This is a genomic window from Xylanivirga thermophila, from assembly GCF_004138105.1.
Taxonomy (GTDB): domain Bacteria; phylum Bacillota; class Clostridia; order Caldicoprobacterales; family Xylanivirgaceae; genus Xylanivirga; species Xylanivirga thermophila.
Genome location: NZ_RXHQ01000002.1, coordinates 192669 through 208891, shown reverse-complemented (window position 1 = coordinate 208891; position 16223 = coordinate 192669). Strand labels below are relative to the sequence as shown.

Genomic DNA, 16223 nt, shown 5'->3' with positions numbered 1-16223 from the left:
TGTGGGAGCAACAAAATTAGTTTTTAATTGGTTAAATGATCAATTATTAAAAATGAAATGGTTTTGGGAGCTGGTACGAATATTGGTTGAAAAAGGATTTGGATTGTCAATAGAAGGGCAATTAGGCGGGAGCATACATTTTTTTATATATGATACTATTAAAATTTTTATATTATTGTCCATGCTTATTTTTATTATATCCTATATCCAAAGCTATTTTCCCCCAGAGAGGACCAAAAAGGTTTTAGGTGGGATTAAGGGTGTAAAAGGGAATATATTAGGGGCATTGCTAGGGACTATAACACCTTTTTGTAGTTGCTCAAGCATACCTATTTTTATAGGTTTTACATCAGCAGGGCTTCCGTTAGGGGTTACATTCTCGTTTTTAATATCTTCACCTATGGTAGATATGGCATCATTTCTGCTATTAATTTCATTCTTTGGTGTAAAGATTGCGTCAGCCTATGTATTTGTAGGCTTAGTTTTAGCTATTATAGGAGGAACCATTATTGATAAGTTGAAAATGGAAGAATATATAGAAGATTATGTATGGGGAACAAAAGCCATAGATGTTGAAGTAGAGGAGATGACTTACAAAGAACGCATATCCTTTGCAAAATGCCAGGTAACAGATATTGTTCATAGAGTATGGCTGTATATATTAATTGGAGTGGGTATAGGAGCTGCTATACACAATTGGATCCCCCAATCAATTATTGAAAAAGTGATAGGAGATAATAATCCATTTTCAGTTCTATTGGCTACAGTTATTGGAATACCGATCTATGCTGATATATTTGGTACTATACCAATTGCAGAGGCTCTAGTTGCAAAAGGAGTAGGTATAGGAACCGTATTGTCTTTTATGATGGGAGTAACTACTTTGTCACTTCCTTCAATGGTTATGTTAAGTAAAGTAATAAAGCCAAAGTTATTGTCCATATTTATATCAATTGTAACAATTGGTATAATAATAGTTGGATATGTGTTTAATGCATTTTCGTATATTTTTATATAGGTTAGGAGGATTCTTTGATGGTTATTAAGATTTTAGGATCAGGTTGTATGAATTGTAAAAAACTAGAGGCTAATGTGAGAAAAGCTATAGAGGAAATGGGAATTGATGCTCGTGTAGAGAAAGTGACGGATTTTAAGGATATAGCTTCATATGGAGTAATGAGAACTCCCGCTTTAGTAGTAGATGAACAGATTAAATTGATGGGAAAAGTCCCTTCGATAGGGGAATTAAAAAAATACTTAATATAAATGTTATATAAAGTTTAAAAGATTTGTGAATGCAGGGTAAAATCCCTGCTTTTCTTATAAAAGATAAATATATTGAATTAAAAACATGTAAAAATAGAACATATATTAATATAGCATAAGGAAGTAGGCTATAGGATGAATAGAAGCACCTCAATTGGTGCTTTTTGTTATTGGCAATTGACAAGAACTAAAAACAGGTGTAATATTTAATTAGCAAATGCCAATAATAAAATGAGTATAAAATCAGAGGAGGCAAACATATGAAGATTGCTATTTCGTCAAAGGGTAAAACAAAGGATAGTCTACTTGATGTTAGGTTTGGACGATGTGAGTATTTTCAAATCTATGATACTGAAAACGAGAAAATTAATGTTGTGAAAAATAATGGTCAGGTAGCTGAAGGTGGTGCAGGTATAGCTGCGGCGCAGCAGTTGATCGATAGAAAGGTGGATGTAATAATTACAGGCAACTTAGGGCCTAATGCATTCGGATTAATAGACAAGGCGAATATAAAGGCATATAAATGTAAAAGTGTTTCAATAGATGAAGCTCTAGCTCAATATAATAATGGAGGACTCTTGGAGTTAAAGGAGGCAGGCCCTGCCCATCATGGTGCAGATAATGGCTTTGGAGGAGGCAGATAATTTGAATATAGCGGTATTGAGTGGAAAAGGTGGAACGGGTAAGACTACGATTTCTACAAATCTAGCATTAGCTTTAAATGCAAACTATATAGACTGTGATGTAGAAGAGCCAAATGGATTCCTGTTTTTAAATCCACAGATAACCGATAGGGAGCAGGTTATGGTAGATTATCCAGTTATAGACATGGATAAATGTACATACTGCGGTAGGTGTGCCGATATATGTCAATTTAATGCCCTTGCAAAGGTAAATAATGATATAATGCTGTTCCAAAAAATATGCCATGGTTGCGGAGCCTGTGAAATAGTCTGTGAAGCAGGAGCACTTAAATATAATAAAAGGGAAATAGGCATTATTGAGGTGGGATATGCTTATGACATAAAGTGCATCAGAGGAATATTGAATATAGGTGAGCCGATGGCTGTACCTGTGATAAGGCAGATTATAAAGACTCTTCCAGATGGACTAAATATAATAGACTGTCCTCCTGGGACATCATGCAATGTAGTGAGTTCTATAAAGGAAGTACAGGGGGCAATATTGGTAACAGAACCTACAGAGTTTGGATTTCATGATCTCAAAATGGCGTTGGAACTGGTTAAAAAGTTTAATATACCATTTGGGATAGTGATAAATAGAGATGATGGGCAGGACAACATGGTGAAACAATATTGTAATAGGAATAAGATTGATATAATAGGGACCGTCCCATATAGTAAGGATATAGCAAGGCTCTATTCTAAAGGTGATGTCCTTTATTATAATCCAAAATATAGGCAAATATTTGACGCTCTATCAGAACAGGCAAGGGGGGTATTAAAGTGGAATTAGTAGTTGTAAGCGGAAAGGGTGGAACGGGTAAGACTACTATTGCTGCTGCACTATCCGAACTTGCGTCAGAGGTTGTAAGGGTAGATTGTGATGTGGATGCATCAAACTTTCATATGTTTTACAGGGGACGGGATATAAAAAAGGATAATTTTTATGGCGGTAAAAAGGCATATATAGATCAAGAAAAATGTATAGAATGTGGTGCATGTGAAAGGGTTTGCAGATTTGGGGCCATAGATCACTTTAAAATAGATGATTTTTCTTGTGAGGGATGCGGGACATGTCTCCTTGTATGTCCCAAAGATGCTATAGAATTGGAAGATGATAAGGCAGCGGAAGCTTTTATTACACAGCTAGATGATAGTATAATTTCAAGGGCAGAGATGGAGATCGGAAGTGACGGCTCAGGGAAACTTATAACTTTACTTAGAAATAACGCAGAAAAGTTTGTAAAAGATGGGCAAATTCAAATAATAGATGGATCTCCAGGTATAGGTTGTCCTGTAATTTCATCTATTACTGGTACGGATGGGGTATTGATTGTAACAGAACCTACTAGATCAGGATTAAAGGATCTTGAGAGAATAATAGAATTATGTGATCATTTTGGTCTGCTAAGTATGGTATGTATAAATAAGTACGATATAAATGAAGAGATGGGCAAAGAAATAGAAGAATTTATAGGCCAAAAACAGATAGAATTGGTAGGAAAAATACCCTATGATGATATTGTTATGAAATCCATAAATGAATTAAAACCAGTAATATATTATGAAGGAAGTACAGCAGGTAAAGCCATTGAAGATATGTGGCAAAACATAAAAAAAATAATGTTTTAGGAGGAATAAAGAATGAAAATAGCAGTTGCAAGTGAAGGAAAATATGTAAGTGGGCATTTTGGACATTGTGAGGGATTTACAATATATGAAGTAGAAGAAGACAAGATAAAAAACAAGGAATTTGTAGAAAATCCAGGTCATAGACCAGGTTTTCTTCCTGTATTTTTAAAAGAACAGGGGGCGAATGTAATAATTGCCGGTGGCATGGGGGCAACGGCGCAGCAATTGTTTGCAGAGAGGGAGATAGAAGTTGTTGTAGGAGTACAAGGTTTTAGTGATGATGCGGCTAGTAAATATATAAAAGGTGAGCTTAAGTCTACTGGCAGTGTATGTACAGAACATGAACATGAAGGACATTGCAACGAATAATTTTAAAAAACATCTCCATAAGATATTTTTATTGGAGATGTTTTTTATTAGTAAAGTTATTGACATATGCCCAAAATGGGTATACTATAAAAATATCGGGTATATACCCATAATCTTTTAAGGAGGTAGATCATATGCCAGCTATGGATGGTACAGGACCAATGGGATTAGGCCCCATGTCTGGAAGAAGATTTGGATATGGTTGTGAAGCTTATAATCGCTTAAATCAACTAAAAAGGCCTAGTTTAGGATGTAGGAGAGTATGTGGAAATGGAGGCGGCAGATTTTTTAACACATATAATTTGGACAAAGAAAATAGGCAGGCATTGCTAGTTGAGCAAAAAAATATTCTTGAAGAGGAATTAAAAAATATCAAATCTCAACTTGAAGAACTGTAAGCATGGATATTGATCATCAAAACGGGATAAGGAGTTATATGCTCTTTATCCCATTTTGATGGTGAATGATTATAAAACAATTGAAAAGATTATTGGATTGCAATATCATATGGATAGTATATTGTAATAAAGGTGGAATGATCAAATGCCTAGGCCTAGGAAATGGAAAAGAGTTTGTAATATGCCTAAAGTAAATACCTTTGGTCCTTGTATAGAGGATAATGATATAACAGGCGCTATACAGATGACTGTAGAGGAATTCGAAACAATAAGACTAATCGACCATGAAGGTTTAAATCAGGAACAATGCAGTGAAATAATGGGAATTGGACGGTCTACTGTTCAAAGGCTATATGAGAAAGCAAGAAGAAAAATTGCAGATAGCATTGTAAATGGCAAGGTGCTTAAGATTGAGGGTGGAGATTATAGGGTTTGTAGTGATTTGGAGAGTGGAAATGCATGTGAGAAATGTATAAGGAATCGTTACAGAAGGGGTAGAAATATATAGAAGTAGGAAGGGGATTATATGGAGGCTTCTGCAGAATGTATATATTGTATTGTAAATAAGGCGGATAAGCTCTTTTGTGAATTTATAGATGATGAAAAGGGGCGTATTGAATTTGCAAAGGAGATATTAAAAGAAGTAAGTTCATATGATAATGCAACAGCCCCATTTTTAAATGCTAGGGTTATGCAAATATTAAAAAAATGGACTAATATAGAAGACTTATATCTGGAGGAAAAGCAGTTATATAATAAAAGGATGATACTTTTACAACAGGATATAATGGATAATATCAATAATTCTGATGACAAATTACTTTCGGCCCTTAGATATGCTATTGCAGGTAATTTTATAGACTTTGGTGCTATGGATGAAGTGGATGATGACTTGTTAGATGAAATTATAGAGGCTGCCTCAACTCAGGAAATAGATACTAATTTATATGCAAAATTTAAAGAAGAGATACTAAATGCTAAACAGCTATGCTATTTGGTTGATAATGCAGGAGAAATTGTATTTGATAAATTATTTGTAAAGTCTATCAAGGAAATGAATAAAAACGTAGAGATAAATATAGTAGTTAGGGGTAAGCCAGTATTAAATGATGTGACTAAAAAAGATGCCCAGGAGGTAGGAATAGATATTTATGGCGATATAGTAGAAAATGGGACTGATATACCTGGTACAGACTTAAGCAAAATAAATGACAAAACCAAGGGCATTATAGATAGTAGTGATCTAATAATTGCAAAGGGGCAGGGAAATTTTGAAACTCTATGGGGTTGTGGGGAGAACGTCTACTATTTATTCCTATGTAAATGTAGTACTTTCACCAAGAAATTTTCCATACCAAAATATAAAGGCGTATTTGTGCATGAAGTTCATTGAATAAATAGAATATTTTTACTCCAATACGGGTTTATCCATTAGATATATGGGAATAATATGGATAAATCTATGTTTGGAGGTAATAACATGCAAAAAAGCATTGCATCGATTTTAAACAATATAAAGGATGGTTTTAAGCTAGATATTAAAGATGCAGGTCGGGAAGAATATGATGATGAAACATTGGATTTTTTAGATGAGATTAAACAGGCCAGGGAGGAATGGATAGCAGCTCAGAATTTTTTTGAAAATGCTACTGATCCTGATCTTATAGATTATGCAATATATAGAATAGAGGCTACTAGACGGAGATATATGTATCTTATTAAGCAAGCCAAAAAGGCCGATTTGGAGGATAAATTCATATTAATACAATAAAAATTAAGTGGTTGTCATAAAAAGATGAGCTTGCCCATATTTTAAATATAGGGATATATATTCCGTAATATGGTATGGGATGTGATGGGGATGGGGCTTAATATACCGGTTAATGTCATTGTAGCTTATGGATTGGGCTTGCTTCTTCTTTATGTAATAGGATGGCTGCTACTTGTTCCTTTTAAAGTGATTTGGAAATTTATATTTAATGGGATACTAGGCGGTATAGTATTATGGATTTTGAACATGGTAGGTAAGCATATAGGTGTTGTTATAGCTATAAATCCTGTTACAGCTATTATTGTAGGCTTTTTGGGTATACCTGGCATTATACTCATATTACTTTTACAATTCATTTTAATATAATAGGAAGCTGAAAATCAGTCTTCCTATTATTTATGCAGTAAATTGGTGAAAAACCTGCATTTTTGCATTTACTTGACAGTAAAAATAGCGTTTGTTATAATATTTACGATAGTAATAATATATACTAGCCTTTTAAACTGGCTTATATATAAAGCAATATATGGGACCAATTAAAATTAAACTATAAATTATTTAGTAAAGAGGGGTATGAGGTTATGGCAAAGCACATGAAGACTATGGATGGTAACACTGCCGCAGCCCACGTTGCCTATGCGTTTACAGAGGTTGCTGCAATTTACCCTATTACGCCATCTTCTCCCATGGCCGAGAGCACAGATGAATGGAGTGCTCATGGGAGAAAAAATATTTTTGGTCAGACGGTAAAGGTTACAGAGATGCAGTCAGAAGCTGGTGCATCTGGTGCGGTTCACGGTTCCTTGGCAGCTGGCGCTCTTACAACTACGTTTACTGCATCCCAAGGTTTACTTCTTATGATTCCTAATATGTACAAGATAGCAGGTGAACTGCTTCCGGGAGTTTTCCATGTAACAGCTCGTGCATTGGCAGGGCATGCATTGTCAATATTTGGAGATCATTCTGATGTTATGGCTTGCAGACAAACAGGTTTTGCAATGTTAGCTTCCGGCAGTGTTCAGGAAGTAATGGATTTAGGTAGTATAGCTCATCTGGCTGCTATTAAGTCCAGAGTACCTTTTATGCATTTCTTTGATGGCTTTAGAACATCTCATGAAATACAAAAGGTTGAAGTATTAGAATATGAAGATTTGGCTAAATTGGTAGATTATGATGCAGTAAAGGAATTTAGAGATAGAGCTTTAAATCCAGAGCATCCTGTTACGAGAGGTACAGCACAAAATCCGGATGTATTCTTCCAGGCAAAAGAAGCAAGCAATAAATTTTATGAGGCAGTACCTGATATCGTTGCAGATTATATGAAGGATATAAGCAAATTAACTGGTCGCGAATATCGTCCATTTAACTACTATGGTGCAGAAGATGCAGAGAATATAATAGTTGCAATGGGTTCTGTAACAGATACCATTGAAGAGGTAGTGGATTACCTAAATGCTAAGGGTGAGAAGGTAGGTGTTATTAAAGTACATCTATATAGACCATTTTCGCCTAAATATTTCTTTGATGTATTGCCAGCTACTGTAAAAAGAATAGCAGTACTTGATAGAACTAAAGAGCCTGGTGCTTTAGGTGAGCCTTTGTATCAGGATGTATGTGCATTGTTCTATGGTAAGGCTGATGCTCCTGCTATTGTAGGTGGACGCTATGGTTTGGGTTCTAAGGATACAACACCTTCACAGATCAAGGCAGTATTTGATAATTTGAAGATGAACGAGCCTAAAAATCATTTTACTATTGGAATAGTAGATGATGTTACTTTTACATCACTGCCCATTAGTGAAAATATATCAACCGTACCTGAGGGTACAATAAGCTGTAAATTCTGGGGCCTTGGCTCTGATGGTACAGTAGGTGCAAATAAAAATGCTATTAAGATAATTGGTGATAACACCGATATGTATGCACAAGGGTATTTTGCATATGACTCTAAGAAGTCCGGTGGTGTTACCATGTCTCACTTAAGATTTGGTAAAAAGCCGATTACTTCCACTTATCTTATAGATAAGGCAGACTTTATAGCTTGTCATAATCAGGCTTATGTACATCAATATGATGTATTGGAAGGGCTTAAAGATGGAGGTACTTTCTTACTCAACTGCATATGGACTACAGAAGAGTTAGATGAAAAATTACCTGCTCATATAAAGAAATATATAAAGGAGCACAATATCAATTTCTATACAATAAATGCAATTAAAATTGCTCAGGAAATTGGTTTGGGCGGAAGAATTAACATGATTATGCAGGCTGCATTCTTCAAACTTGCAAATGTTATTCCGATAGATGATGCAGTTAAATATATAAAAGAGGCCATTAAGAAAACCTATGGCAGAAAAGGCGATAAAGTAGTAAATATGAACTACGAAGCAGTAGACAAAGGTCTTGAGGCCTTAGTCAAGGTTGATGTACCTGATGCTTGGGCAAATGCCGTAGATCAGGAAGAAAATGAAGAAAATGTTCCTGATTTCGTGAAGAACATTCAAAGACCTATGAATAGCCAAAAAGGTGATAATCTGCCGGTAAGTGCATTCGTAGGAGCGGAGGATGGTACCTTCCCAGCAGGTACTACACAATATGAGAAACGTGGTATAGCTATAAACGTACCAGAATGGCAGATAGAAAATTGTATACAATGTAATCAGTGTGCATTTGTATGTCCCCATGCAGCAATAAGGCCATTCTTGCTAAATGAGGAAGAAAAGAAGAATGCACCTGAAACATTTGAGACTAAAAAGGCTATGGGTAAAGGTCTTGAGGGACTCACATATCGTATGCAGGTGTCCACATTGGATTGTACAGGATGCGGTAACTGCGCAGATATATGTCCTTCCAAGAATAAGGCTTTGGTTATGAAGCCCCTTGAGAGTCAGATGGATGCACAGATACCTAATTGGGATTTTGCAATGACTGTATCTGTAAAAGATAATTTGATGACCAAGAAAACTATAAAGGGTAGTCAGTTTGCACAGCCGCTACTTGAGTTCTCAGGTGCATGCGCTGGTTGTGGTGAGACTCCTTATGCAAAACTTATAACACAATTATTTGGAGATCGCATGATGGTTGCTAATGCTACTGGTTGTTCATCCATTTGGGGTGGCAGTGCTCCATCTATACCTTATACAACTAATGCAGAAGGCAAAGGACCTGCATGGGCTAACTCATTGTTTGAAGACAATGCTGAGTATGGCTTAGGTATGTATATGGGTGTTAAGCAATTGAGAGAAAAACTAGAGAATAATATGAAAGCAGCAATGGAAAAGGATATTCCTGTAGAGCTTAAAGAGGCATTTGAGGAATGGATTGCTGGTAAGGAAGATGCTGAGGCTTCAAAGGCTGCAGCTGCAAAGATAATCCCATTGTTAAATGGTGATGTATTGAACATTGCTGAAGTAAAAGAAATAGCTGACCGTAGCGATTATCTCATAAAGAGATCCCAGTGGATACTAGGTGGCGATGGTTGGGCTTATGATATAGGATATGGTGGCTTGGATCATGTATTGGCATCTGGTGAGGATGTTAACGTATTGGTTTTTGATACCGAGGTTTATTCAAACACCGGTGGTCAATCATCAAAGGCTACTCCCGCCGCTGCAGTTGCTAAATTTGCTGCTTCTGGTAAGAAAGTACGTAAAAAGGATCTTGGTATGATGGCTATGAGCTATGGATATGTGTATGTAGCTCAGGTGGCTATGGGTGCAGACAAGAATCAGCTCATGAAGGCTATGATTGAAGCTGAATCCTATAAGGGACCTTCCCTCATAATAGCTTATGCTCCTTGTATCAACCATGGTATAAAGGGTGGCATGGGAAGATCTCAGAACCAGGAGAAGCGTGCAGTTGAGTCAGGCTACTGGCATCTATATAGATACAACCCAGAGCTTAAAGATGAGGGTAAGAATCCATTTACCCTGGACTCAAAAGAGCCAACAGCATCATTTAGGGATTTTATAGGCAGTGAGGTTAGATATACATCATTGCTGAAGACATTCCCTGAGCATGCAGAAGAGTTGTTTGCAAAAGCGGAAGCAGATGCAAAAGAGAGATATGAGAGATATAAGAAACTTGCAGAAGGTTGCTAAGTGTTAACGTTGTATTTCATAAAAAGGACATCATCTTGAAAGAGATGATGTCCTTTTGCATTTATATATCCTTCCTAGGGAATACTGTCGTATATACATTGTTTCTAGGAAGGTGGGAATGAAGAATGGTTGAGATAAGATGGCATGGCAGGGGCGGTCAAGGTGCTAAAACAGCCTCCCTTCTTTTGGCTGAATCAGCCTTTGAAACGGGTAAGTTTATACAAGGCTTTCCCGAGTATGGGCCTGAACGCATGGGGGCACCTATTACTGCCTATAACAGGATAAGCGATGAGAGGATACTAGTCCATTCTAATATCTATTATCCAGATTATGTGGTAGTAGTAGACGAAACGCTGCTAAGCGATATAGATGTTACCAAAGGGCTTAAGGAGGGAGGGGCTATAGTTATAAATACTGCTAATATGTCCCAAGATATTAGAAAATATTTAAAGTCATATAAAGGTAGTATATATATTGTGGATGCACGTAACATCTCCATGGATGAATTGGGACGATATTTTCCTAATGTACCTATGTTGGGTGCACTGGTTGTAGCTTCCCATATAATGGACGATAAGTTATTTATAGATGCCATGGAAAAATCATTCAGGCATAAGTTTGCTTCAAAACCCCAGGTTATAGAAGGCAATATGCGGGCACTTAAGAGGGGTATGCAGGAGGTGAGGGCCATATGAAGAGGATGACTAAAGGGGCAGCGATAATATCTCCCGCCAATTCTCGGGAATTTCCCACTGGAGATTGGCGTACCATGAAGCCCATATGGATAGAAAAGAAGTGCACCCAGTGCATGTTATGTTGGCCAGTATGCCCTGATATGGCTATACCAGTAAAGAATGGTAAGAGGCTTGATTACGACTATGATTTCTGCAAAGGTTGTGGCATATGTGTAAAGGTATGTCCATTTGATGCCATAGATTTTGTAGAGCAGGTTATAGAGGAGGAAGATTCATGAATATTCGTGATAAATTGAGTGGTAATGAAGCAGCGGCAGTAGCCATGAAGCAGATAAATCCCGATGTGGTGGCAGCGTTTCCAATTACCCCTTCAACGGAGGTACCTCAATATTTTTCACAATTTATAGCCAATGGCGATGTGGATACTAGGTTTGTAGCTGTAGAATCGGAGCATAGTGCAATGAGTGCCTGTATAGGTGCACAGGCGGCCGGGGTTAGGGCAATGACAGCCACATCTGCAAATGGGATGGCATTTATGTGGGAGATGCTTTATATTGCAGCATCCTTTAGATTGCCCATAGTTATGCCCCTGGTAAATAGAGCTCTATCGGCACCTATAAATATACATAATGACCACAGCGATAGCATGGGGGCAAGGGATAGTGGTTGGATACAGCTATATTGTGAGAACAACCAGGAAGTCTATGACAACCTTATTCAAGCCATAAGAATAGGTGAGCATAAGGATGTATTATTGCCCGTTATGGTTTGCTATGATGGCTTTATAACCAGTCATGCCATAGAAAATATAGAACTCTTGGATGATGGGAGTGTTAAAAGTTTTATAGGCACGTACAAACCGGAATATGCCCTCTTGGATAGAGCACATCCGGTATCACTAGGACCATTGGATTTGCCCAACCACTATTTTGAGCATAAGGTAGAGCAAGGTAATGGCATGAGAAATGCAAAGGGGGTAATACTACAAATTGCCGATGAGTTTTATAGGTTATCAGGAAGGCAATATGGATTGCTTGAAGAATACCGCATGGATGATGCGGAAATAGGTATAGTAGTATTAAATTCTACGGCTGGGACAGCCAAAGCTGCAGTGAATAGGTTAAGGCGGGAGGGTATAAGAGCAGGGCTCATAAAGCTTAGGGTATTTAGACCATTTCCATTTGAAGAGATTGGAAAGGCACTATCCCATCTAAAGGCAGTGGCGGTATTGGATAAGGCAGAGGCCTTTTCAGCGGCCGGGGGCCCGATATTTACAGAGGTAAGGAGTGCTATGCTATCATATGCCCCAAATGTTCCGGTAACGGGATATATATACGGATTAGGCGGACGTGATGTAAAGCAGGAGGATATAGAAAATGTGTATAAGGAGCTTTTAGAGATCGGGAAAACGGGCAAGGTAGAAAAGATGTTTAACTATCTAGGTGCGAAAAATGGAGGAGGTATAGATTATGGCATACAGTCTGAAGACATTATCCCAGAGGCCTGACAGGCTGGCAGGTGGGCATAGGATGTGCGCTGGCTGTGGTGCACCTATAGTAGTGCGCACAGTATTAAGGGCAGTAAAGCCGGCAGATCATGCAGTAATAGCTTCAGCTACAGGATGTCTAGAGGTATCCACATGCTTGTATCCATATACATCATGGAAAGATTCATTTATACATACGGCATTTGAAAATGCTGCTGCTACCCTATCTGGAGTAGAAGCGGCCTACAATGCCCTTATGGATAAAGGTGAGATAGAAGGTACTACGAAGTTTATAGCATTCGGCGGAGATGGAGGCACATATGATATAGGCTTGCAATCCCTATCCGGTGCAATGGAACGGGGTCATGACATGGTATATGTATGCTATGACAATGAGGCATATATGAATACAGGCATACAAAGATCCTCCTCCACACCGAGATATGCAAATACAACTACATCTCCGGCAGGTAGTAAGAGCAGCGGCAAGGTGCAGTTCAAGAAGGATATTACTATGATAATGGCAGCCCATAACTTGCCGTATGTGGCTCAGACTGCCCCATTTAAAAACATGAAGGATCTATATGAAAAGGCTGGAAAGGCCATATATACAAAGGGATCTACTTTTTTAAATGTGTTTTCTCCATGTCCCAGGGGTTGGAGATATGACACCCCAAGACTTATGGAACTGATAGAATTAGCTATTGAATCATGTGTGTGGCCTCTATATGAGGTATATGAAGGAAAATTTAAACTCAATTATAAACCAAAGAATAGGATACCTGTAAGGGAATATTTAAAATTGCAGGGACGATTTAGTCATTTGTTTGCTCCGCAAAATGAACACCTGCTGGATGAGGTCCAGCAAGAGGTAGATAGGCGCTGGGAAAAACTGCTTACGCTATGCGAAATGGCTTAGGCTATTTCGCAGTAGCGCCCCAGTTCTTGCCCTAATGCATCGACTATACTGGAATATATAGCACATCCTTCTTGAGTAGCATGACTTTGTACTAAGGTATTGTATAATACGGAAGATTGTTTTGTTGATATCATTTCTAGAATTGGATCTATTTCTAATGTTTTTGTAATTGATCTCGATAGATACGGACAGGTTGATGAGATTTCAACGATTGAATTATTTATATTACTTTGTTGCAATTTTATTTCTATATTACAATGGCATCTAGGACATGGGTAATTATATCTGCACATTTCGGATATCTCCTTATCACCTTTAACATCAATCAATATATTATATTCACAAAATACTATTATATTGAGAAAAACAAGATATTTTAGTATAAAAAGTGTGACGATTTTTAAATAAATGAATTATATCAATATAATTATTGCATAAATCCTCAGATTTATGGTCAGTAATTTAGCTGGAGGAGCAATAAATCTGTATTGGTATTTCTTTGCAAGCGGTTGTAGCATTGATTTTATGTGCGTAAAAGTATTATAATAATGCATAAATAGGGAAAGTGTGGCGAAGAATTATGGACAGGGAAGCTTTATGGAATCAGCTCGAGGAAGCAGTTGTCCATTGCAATAGATGCAATTTAGCAAGGAGTAGGACTAATACAGTATTAGGCGAAGGGAACAGGCAGGCAAGGCTCATGTTTATAGGTGAAGGACCGGGGCGTAATGAGGATCTTATGGGACGCCCCTTTGTGGGAGCGGCAGGAAAGCTATTAGATAAGATGTTAGAGGCTATAGATGTTAGGCGGGAGGATGTATATATTGCCAATATTATAAAATGCCGGCCACCGAACAACCGTGTACCTAAAGAGGATGAGGCAAAAATATGCCTTCCCTATTTAAGACGGCAGGTATATCTCATAAAACCTAAAATAATAGTATGTCTAGGTGCTACAGCACTCCATTATGTGATAGATAAGGATGCTAGGATAACGGCTGTTAGAGGCAACTGGGTAGAGAGAAAGGGATATTATATGATGGCTACTTATCACCCTGCTGCACTTTTGAGGGATCCAGCAAAAAAATATGAAGCATGGGAAGATTTTAAAAATATAAGGGATAAACTAATAGATATTAAAAGTGCAAAGGAATAGGAGTTGATATTTTGAGTGATAAGCCAGACAAGGAACAAAGGCTTTTAGAGCTGAGAAAAGCATGTATAGAGTTTTTTAATGGTATTTATAAAGATAAGCAAAAAATACTGGTCTTTGGAGAAGGCAATGTAGATGCTAGAATGGTGCTAGTAGGTGAGGCACCTGGTGAGCAGGAGACTATAAAACAGCGTCCGTTTGTTGGGCAGGCGGGGAAAAATCTTGACGAATTTCTTGATATAGTAGGTATTAATCGGGAGGATATATATATCACCAACACGGTAAGGTTCAGGCCTTTCAAAGTAAACCCAAAGACAGGGCGTACATCCAATCGTCCTCCTAGGAAAGAGGAGATAGAGCTGTGTCGTCCTTGGCTTTATAAAGAATTGGGGATAATAATGCCGGAACTAGTTGTAAGTCTAGGGAATACCCCCCTTAGGGTGTTGGCGGATGATAAAAATATATCAATAGGGGATGTTCATGGAAAACCAATGGATATAAAAACAGGGCAGGATATATCCTTTAAATTGTTTCCATTGTATCATCCGGCCAGTATAATATATAAAAGGGCCCTTAAGGATGTGTATATTGAAGATTTAAATAGACTTAAAGATTATTTGAAATAAAATTTTTGATATAAAATGCACGAGTATTTGGGAGATATATTCAAAACAAAGGGCATTTGACTTGAATTTATAAGACCTTTGATGTTAAAATGTAATGAAGATTAAGTTGCAAAGGGTGTATATTTGATGGATAAAAAACAAAGGATTTTCAGTGGAAGTCAACCTTCAGGATTTTTAACATTGGGAAATTACGTAGGTGCCATAAAAAATTGGACAGAACTTCAAGATAAATATGATTGCATATACTGTATAGTGGATCTCCATTCTTTAACGGTTAGGCAGGATCCTGTAGAACTTAGAAAACGTAGTCTGTCATTTTTGGCCCAATATATTGCATGCGGATTGGATCCGGAAAAGAGTATAATATTTATACAATCCCATGTAAGTGCCCATGCAGAGCTATCATGGATATTAAATTGCTATACATATATGGGGGAACTTGGAAGAATGACCCAATTCAAGGATAAATCAAAGAAACATCCTGACAATATAAATGCAGGATTGTTTACATATCCAGTGCTCATGGCTGCTGATATACTGCTCTACCATACCGATTTGGTACCTGTAGGTGAAGATCAAAAGCAGCATCTTGAAATAACTAGAGATATAGCAGAACGATTCAACAATATATATGGAAATGTATTTACCATACCGGAACCCTATATACCAAAGGTTGGATCTAGAATAATGAGCCTTCAAGATCCTGACAAGAAGATGTCAAAATCGGATGAAAATCCAAACAGCTATATTGCTTTACTTGATGAACCTAATGTCATAATTAAGAAATTCAAGAGAGCTATTACTGACTCTGAGGCTATAGTGCGTTATGATGTTGAGAATAAACCTGGCATAAGCAATCTCATGAGCATATATTCAAGCGTTACAGGACAAACCTTTGAAGAGATAGAGCGGGAATTTGATGGTAAAGGTTATGGTGATTTCAAGGCTAGAGTAGGGGAAGCGGTGGCAGAAACCCTATCTCCTATACAGAAGCGTTACAGTGAGCTTATGAATGATAGGGGATATTTAGAACAGGTAATGAAGACAGGAGCGGAGAAAGCGGGATATATAGCAAACAGGACACTATCAAAGGTATACAAGAAGGTAGGATTTATTCTTAAATAA

20 protein-coding genes are annotated in these 16223 nt (G+C 37.5%); 19 read left to right on the top strand and 1 reads right to left on the bottom strand.

Annotation, left to right across the window (positions count from 1 at the left end; translation table 11 throughout):
- Positions 1-52 precede the first annotated feature (52 nt).
- The 16 genes from EJN67_RS02165 (at position 53) to EJN67_RS02090 (ending at position 13319) form a co-directional block, all read left to right on the top strand.
- Positions 53-1018, top strand: coding sequence for a permease (locus EJN67_RS02165; RefSeq protein ID WP_129721739.1), 966 nt, complete (start codon positions 53-55; stop codon positions 1016-1018).
- 17 nt (positions 1019-1035) lie between these two features.
- Positions 1036-1266 (top strand): thioredoxin family protein, encoded by a 231-nt coding sequence (locus EJN67_RS02160; RefSeq protein ID WP_129721682.1) that lies wholly within the window; start codon positions 1036-1038, stop codon positions 1264-1266.
- A 260-nt stretch (positions 1267-1526) separates the two neighbouring features.
- Positions 1527-1910, top strand: a complete 384-nt coding sequence (locus EJN67_RS02155; RefSeq protein WP_129721676.1) for a NifB/NifX family molybdenum-iron cluster-binding protein — start codon at positions 1527-1529, stop codon at positions 1908-1910.
- 1 nt (position 1911) lies between these two features.
- Positions 1912-2742, top strand: coding sequence for an ATP-binding protein (locus EJN67_RS02150; RefSeq protein ID WP_129721674.1), 831 nt, complete (start codon positions 1912-1914; stop codon positions 2740-2742).
- The gene (locus tag EJN67_RS02145) at positions 2733-3581 is read left to right on the top strand and encodes an ATP-binding protein (RefSeq protein ID WP_129721672.1); all 849 of its coding nucleotides are present in this window, start codon (positions 2733-2735) and stop codon (positions 3579-3581) included. The genes EJN67_RS02150 and EJN67_RS02145 overlap by 10 nt, the downstream gene beginning before the upstream one ends.
- 12 nt (positions 3582-3593) lie before the next feature.
- Entirely contained in the window at positions 3594-3950 is a 357-nt protein-coding gene (locus tag EJN67_RS02140; RefSeq protein WP_129721670.1) for a NifB/NifX family molybdenum-iron cluster-binding protein, read from the top strand.
- Positions 3951-4084: 134 nt separating this feature from the next.
- On the top strand, positions 4085-4348 hold the full coding sequence (locus EJN67_RS02135; protein WP_129721668.1) for a DUF5320 domain-containing protein: 264 nt from the start codon (positions 4085-4087) through the stop codon (positions 4346-4348).
- A 145-nt stretch (positions 4349-4493) separates the two neighbouring features.
- Positions 4494-4856, top strand: a complete 363-nt coding sequence (locus EJN67_RS02130; protein ID WP_129721666.1) for a DUF134 domain-containing protein — start codon at positions 4494-4496, stop codon at positions 4854-4856.
- Positions 4857-4874: 18 nt separating this feature from the next.
- Entirely contained in the window at positions 4875-5741 is an 867-nt protein-coding gene (locus tag EJN67_RS02125) for a damage-control phosphatase ARMT1 family protein (RefSeq protein WP_129721664.1), read from the top strand.
- 87 nt (positions 5742-5828) lie between these two features.
- Positions 5829-6119 carry a YaaL family protein gene (locus EJN67_RS02120; protein ID WP_129721662.1) on the top strand — a complete coding sequence of 97 codons (291 nt, stop codon included), beginning with the start codon at positions 5829-5831 and terminating at the stop codon, positions 6117-6119.
- A 90-nt stretch (positions 6120-6209) separates the two neighbouring features.
- Positions 6210-6485, top strand: coding sequence for a pro-sigmaK processing inhibitor BofA family protein (locus tag EJN67_RS02115; protein ID WP_129721660.1), 276 nt, complete (start codon positions 6210-6212; stop codon positions 6483-6485).
- Between the two features lie 215 nt (positions 6486-6700).
- The gene (gene nifJ, locus EJN67_RS02110; RefSeq protein WP_129721658.1) at positions 6701-10219 is read left to right on the top strand and encodes a pyruvate:ferredoxin (flavodoxin) oxidoreductase; all 3519 of its coding nucleotides are present in this window, start codon (positions 6701-6703) and stop codon (positions 10217-10219) included.
- Between the two features lie 125 nt (positions 10220-10344).
- The gene (locus EJN67_RS02105; protein WP_129721656.1) at positions 10345-10914 is read left to right on the top strand and encodes a 2-oxoacid:acceptor oxidoreductase family protein; all 570 of its coding nucleotides are present in this window, start codon (positions 10345-10347) and stop codon (positions 10912-10914) included.
- Positions 10911-11192: a 4Fe-4S binding protein gene (locus EJN67_RS02100; protein WP_129721654.1), complete on the top strand. Its 282-nt coding sequence runs from the start codon at positions 10911-10913 to the stop codon at positions 11190-11192. Before EJN67_RS02105 ends, EJN67_RS02100 begins: the two co-directional genes overlap by 4 nt.
- Positions 11189-12421, top strand: a complete 1233-nt coding sequence (porA, locus tag EJN67_RS02095) for a pyruvate ferredoxin oxidoreductase (RefSeq protein ID WP_129721653.1) — start codon at positions 11189-11191, stop codon at positions 12419-12421. Before EJN67_RS02100 ends, porA begins: the two co-directional genes overlap by 4 nt.
- Positions 12384-13319: a thiamine pyrophosphate-dependent enzyme gene (locus EJN67_RS02090; protein ID WP_129721651.1), complete on the top strand. Its 936-nt coding sequence runs from the start codon at positions 12384-12386 to the stop codon at positions 13317-13319. The genes porA and EJN67_RS02090 overlap by 38 nt, the downstream gene beginning before the upstream one ends.
- Here EJN67_RS02090 and EJN67_RS02085 read toward each other — a convergent pair.
- A complete protein-coding gene (locus EJN67_RS02085; protein ID WP_129721649.1) occupies positions 13316-13612 on the bottom strand; it encodes a DUF6951 family protein in 297 nt (98 codons plus the stop codon). The two genes, EJN67_RS02090 and EJN67_RS02085, sit on opposite strands and share 4 nt — an antisense overlap.
- Positions 13613-13899: 287 nt before the next feature.
- Between EJN67_RS02085 and EJN67_RS02080 the strand changes: the two genes are divergently transcribed.
- The 3 genes from EJN67_RS02080 (at position 13900) to trpS (ending at position 16223) form a co-directional block, all read left to right on the top strand.
- Complete coding sequence (locus tag EJN67_RS02080; protein ID WP_129721647.1) at positions 13900-14475, top strand: uracil-DNA glycosylase; 576 nt, start codon at positions 13900-13902, stop codon at positions 14473-14475.
- An 11-nt stretch (positions 14476-14486) separates the two neighbouring features.
- Positions 14487-15098 (top strand): uracil-DNA glycosylase, encoded by a 612-nt coding sequence (locus EJN67_RS02075; protein ID WP_243641203.1) that lies wholly within the window; start codon positions 14487-14489, stop codon positions 15096-15098.
- 126 nt (positions 15099-15224) lie between these two features.
- Positions 15225-16223, top strand: coding sequence for a tryptophan--tRNA ligase (gene trpS / locus EJN67_RS02070; RefSeq protein WP_129721643.1), 999 nt, complete (start codon positions 15225-15227; stop codon positions 16221-16223).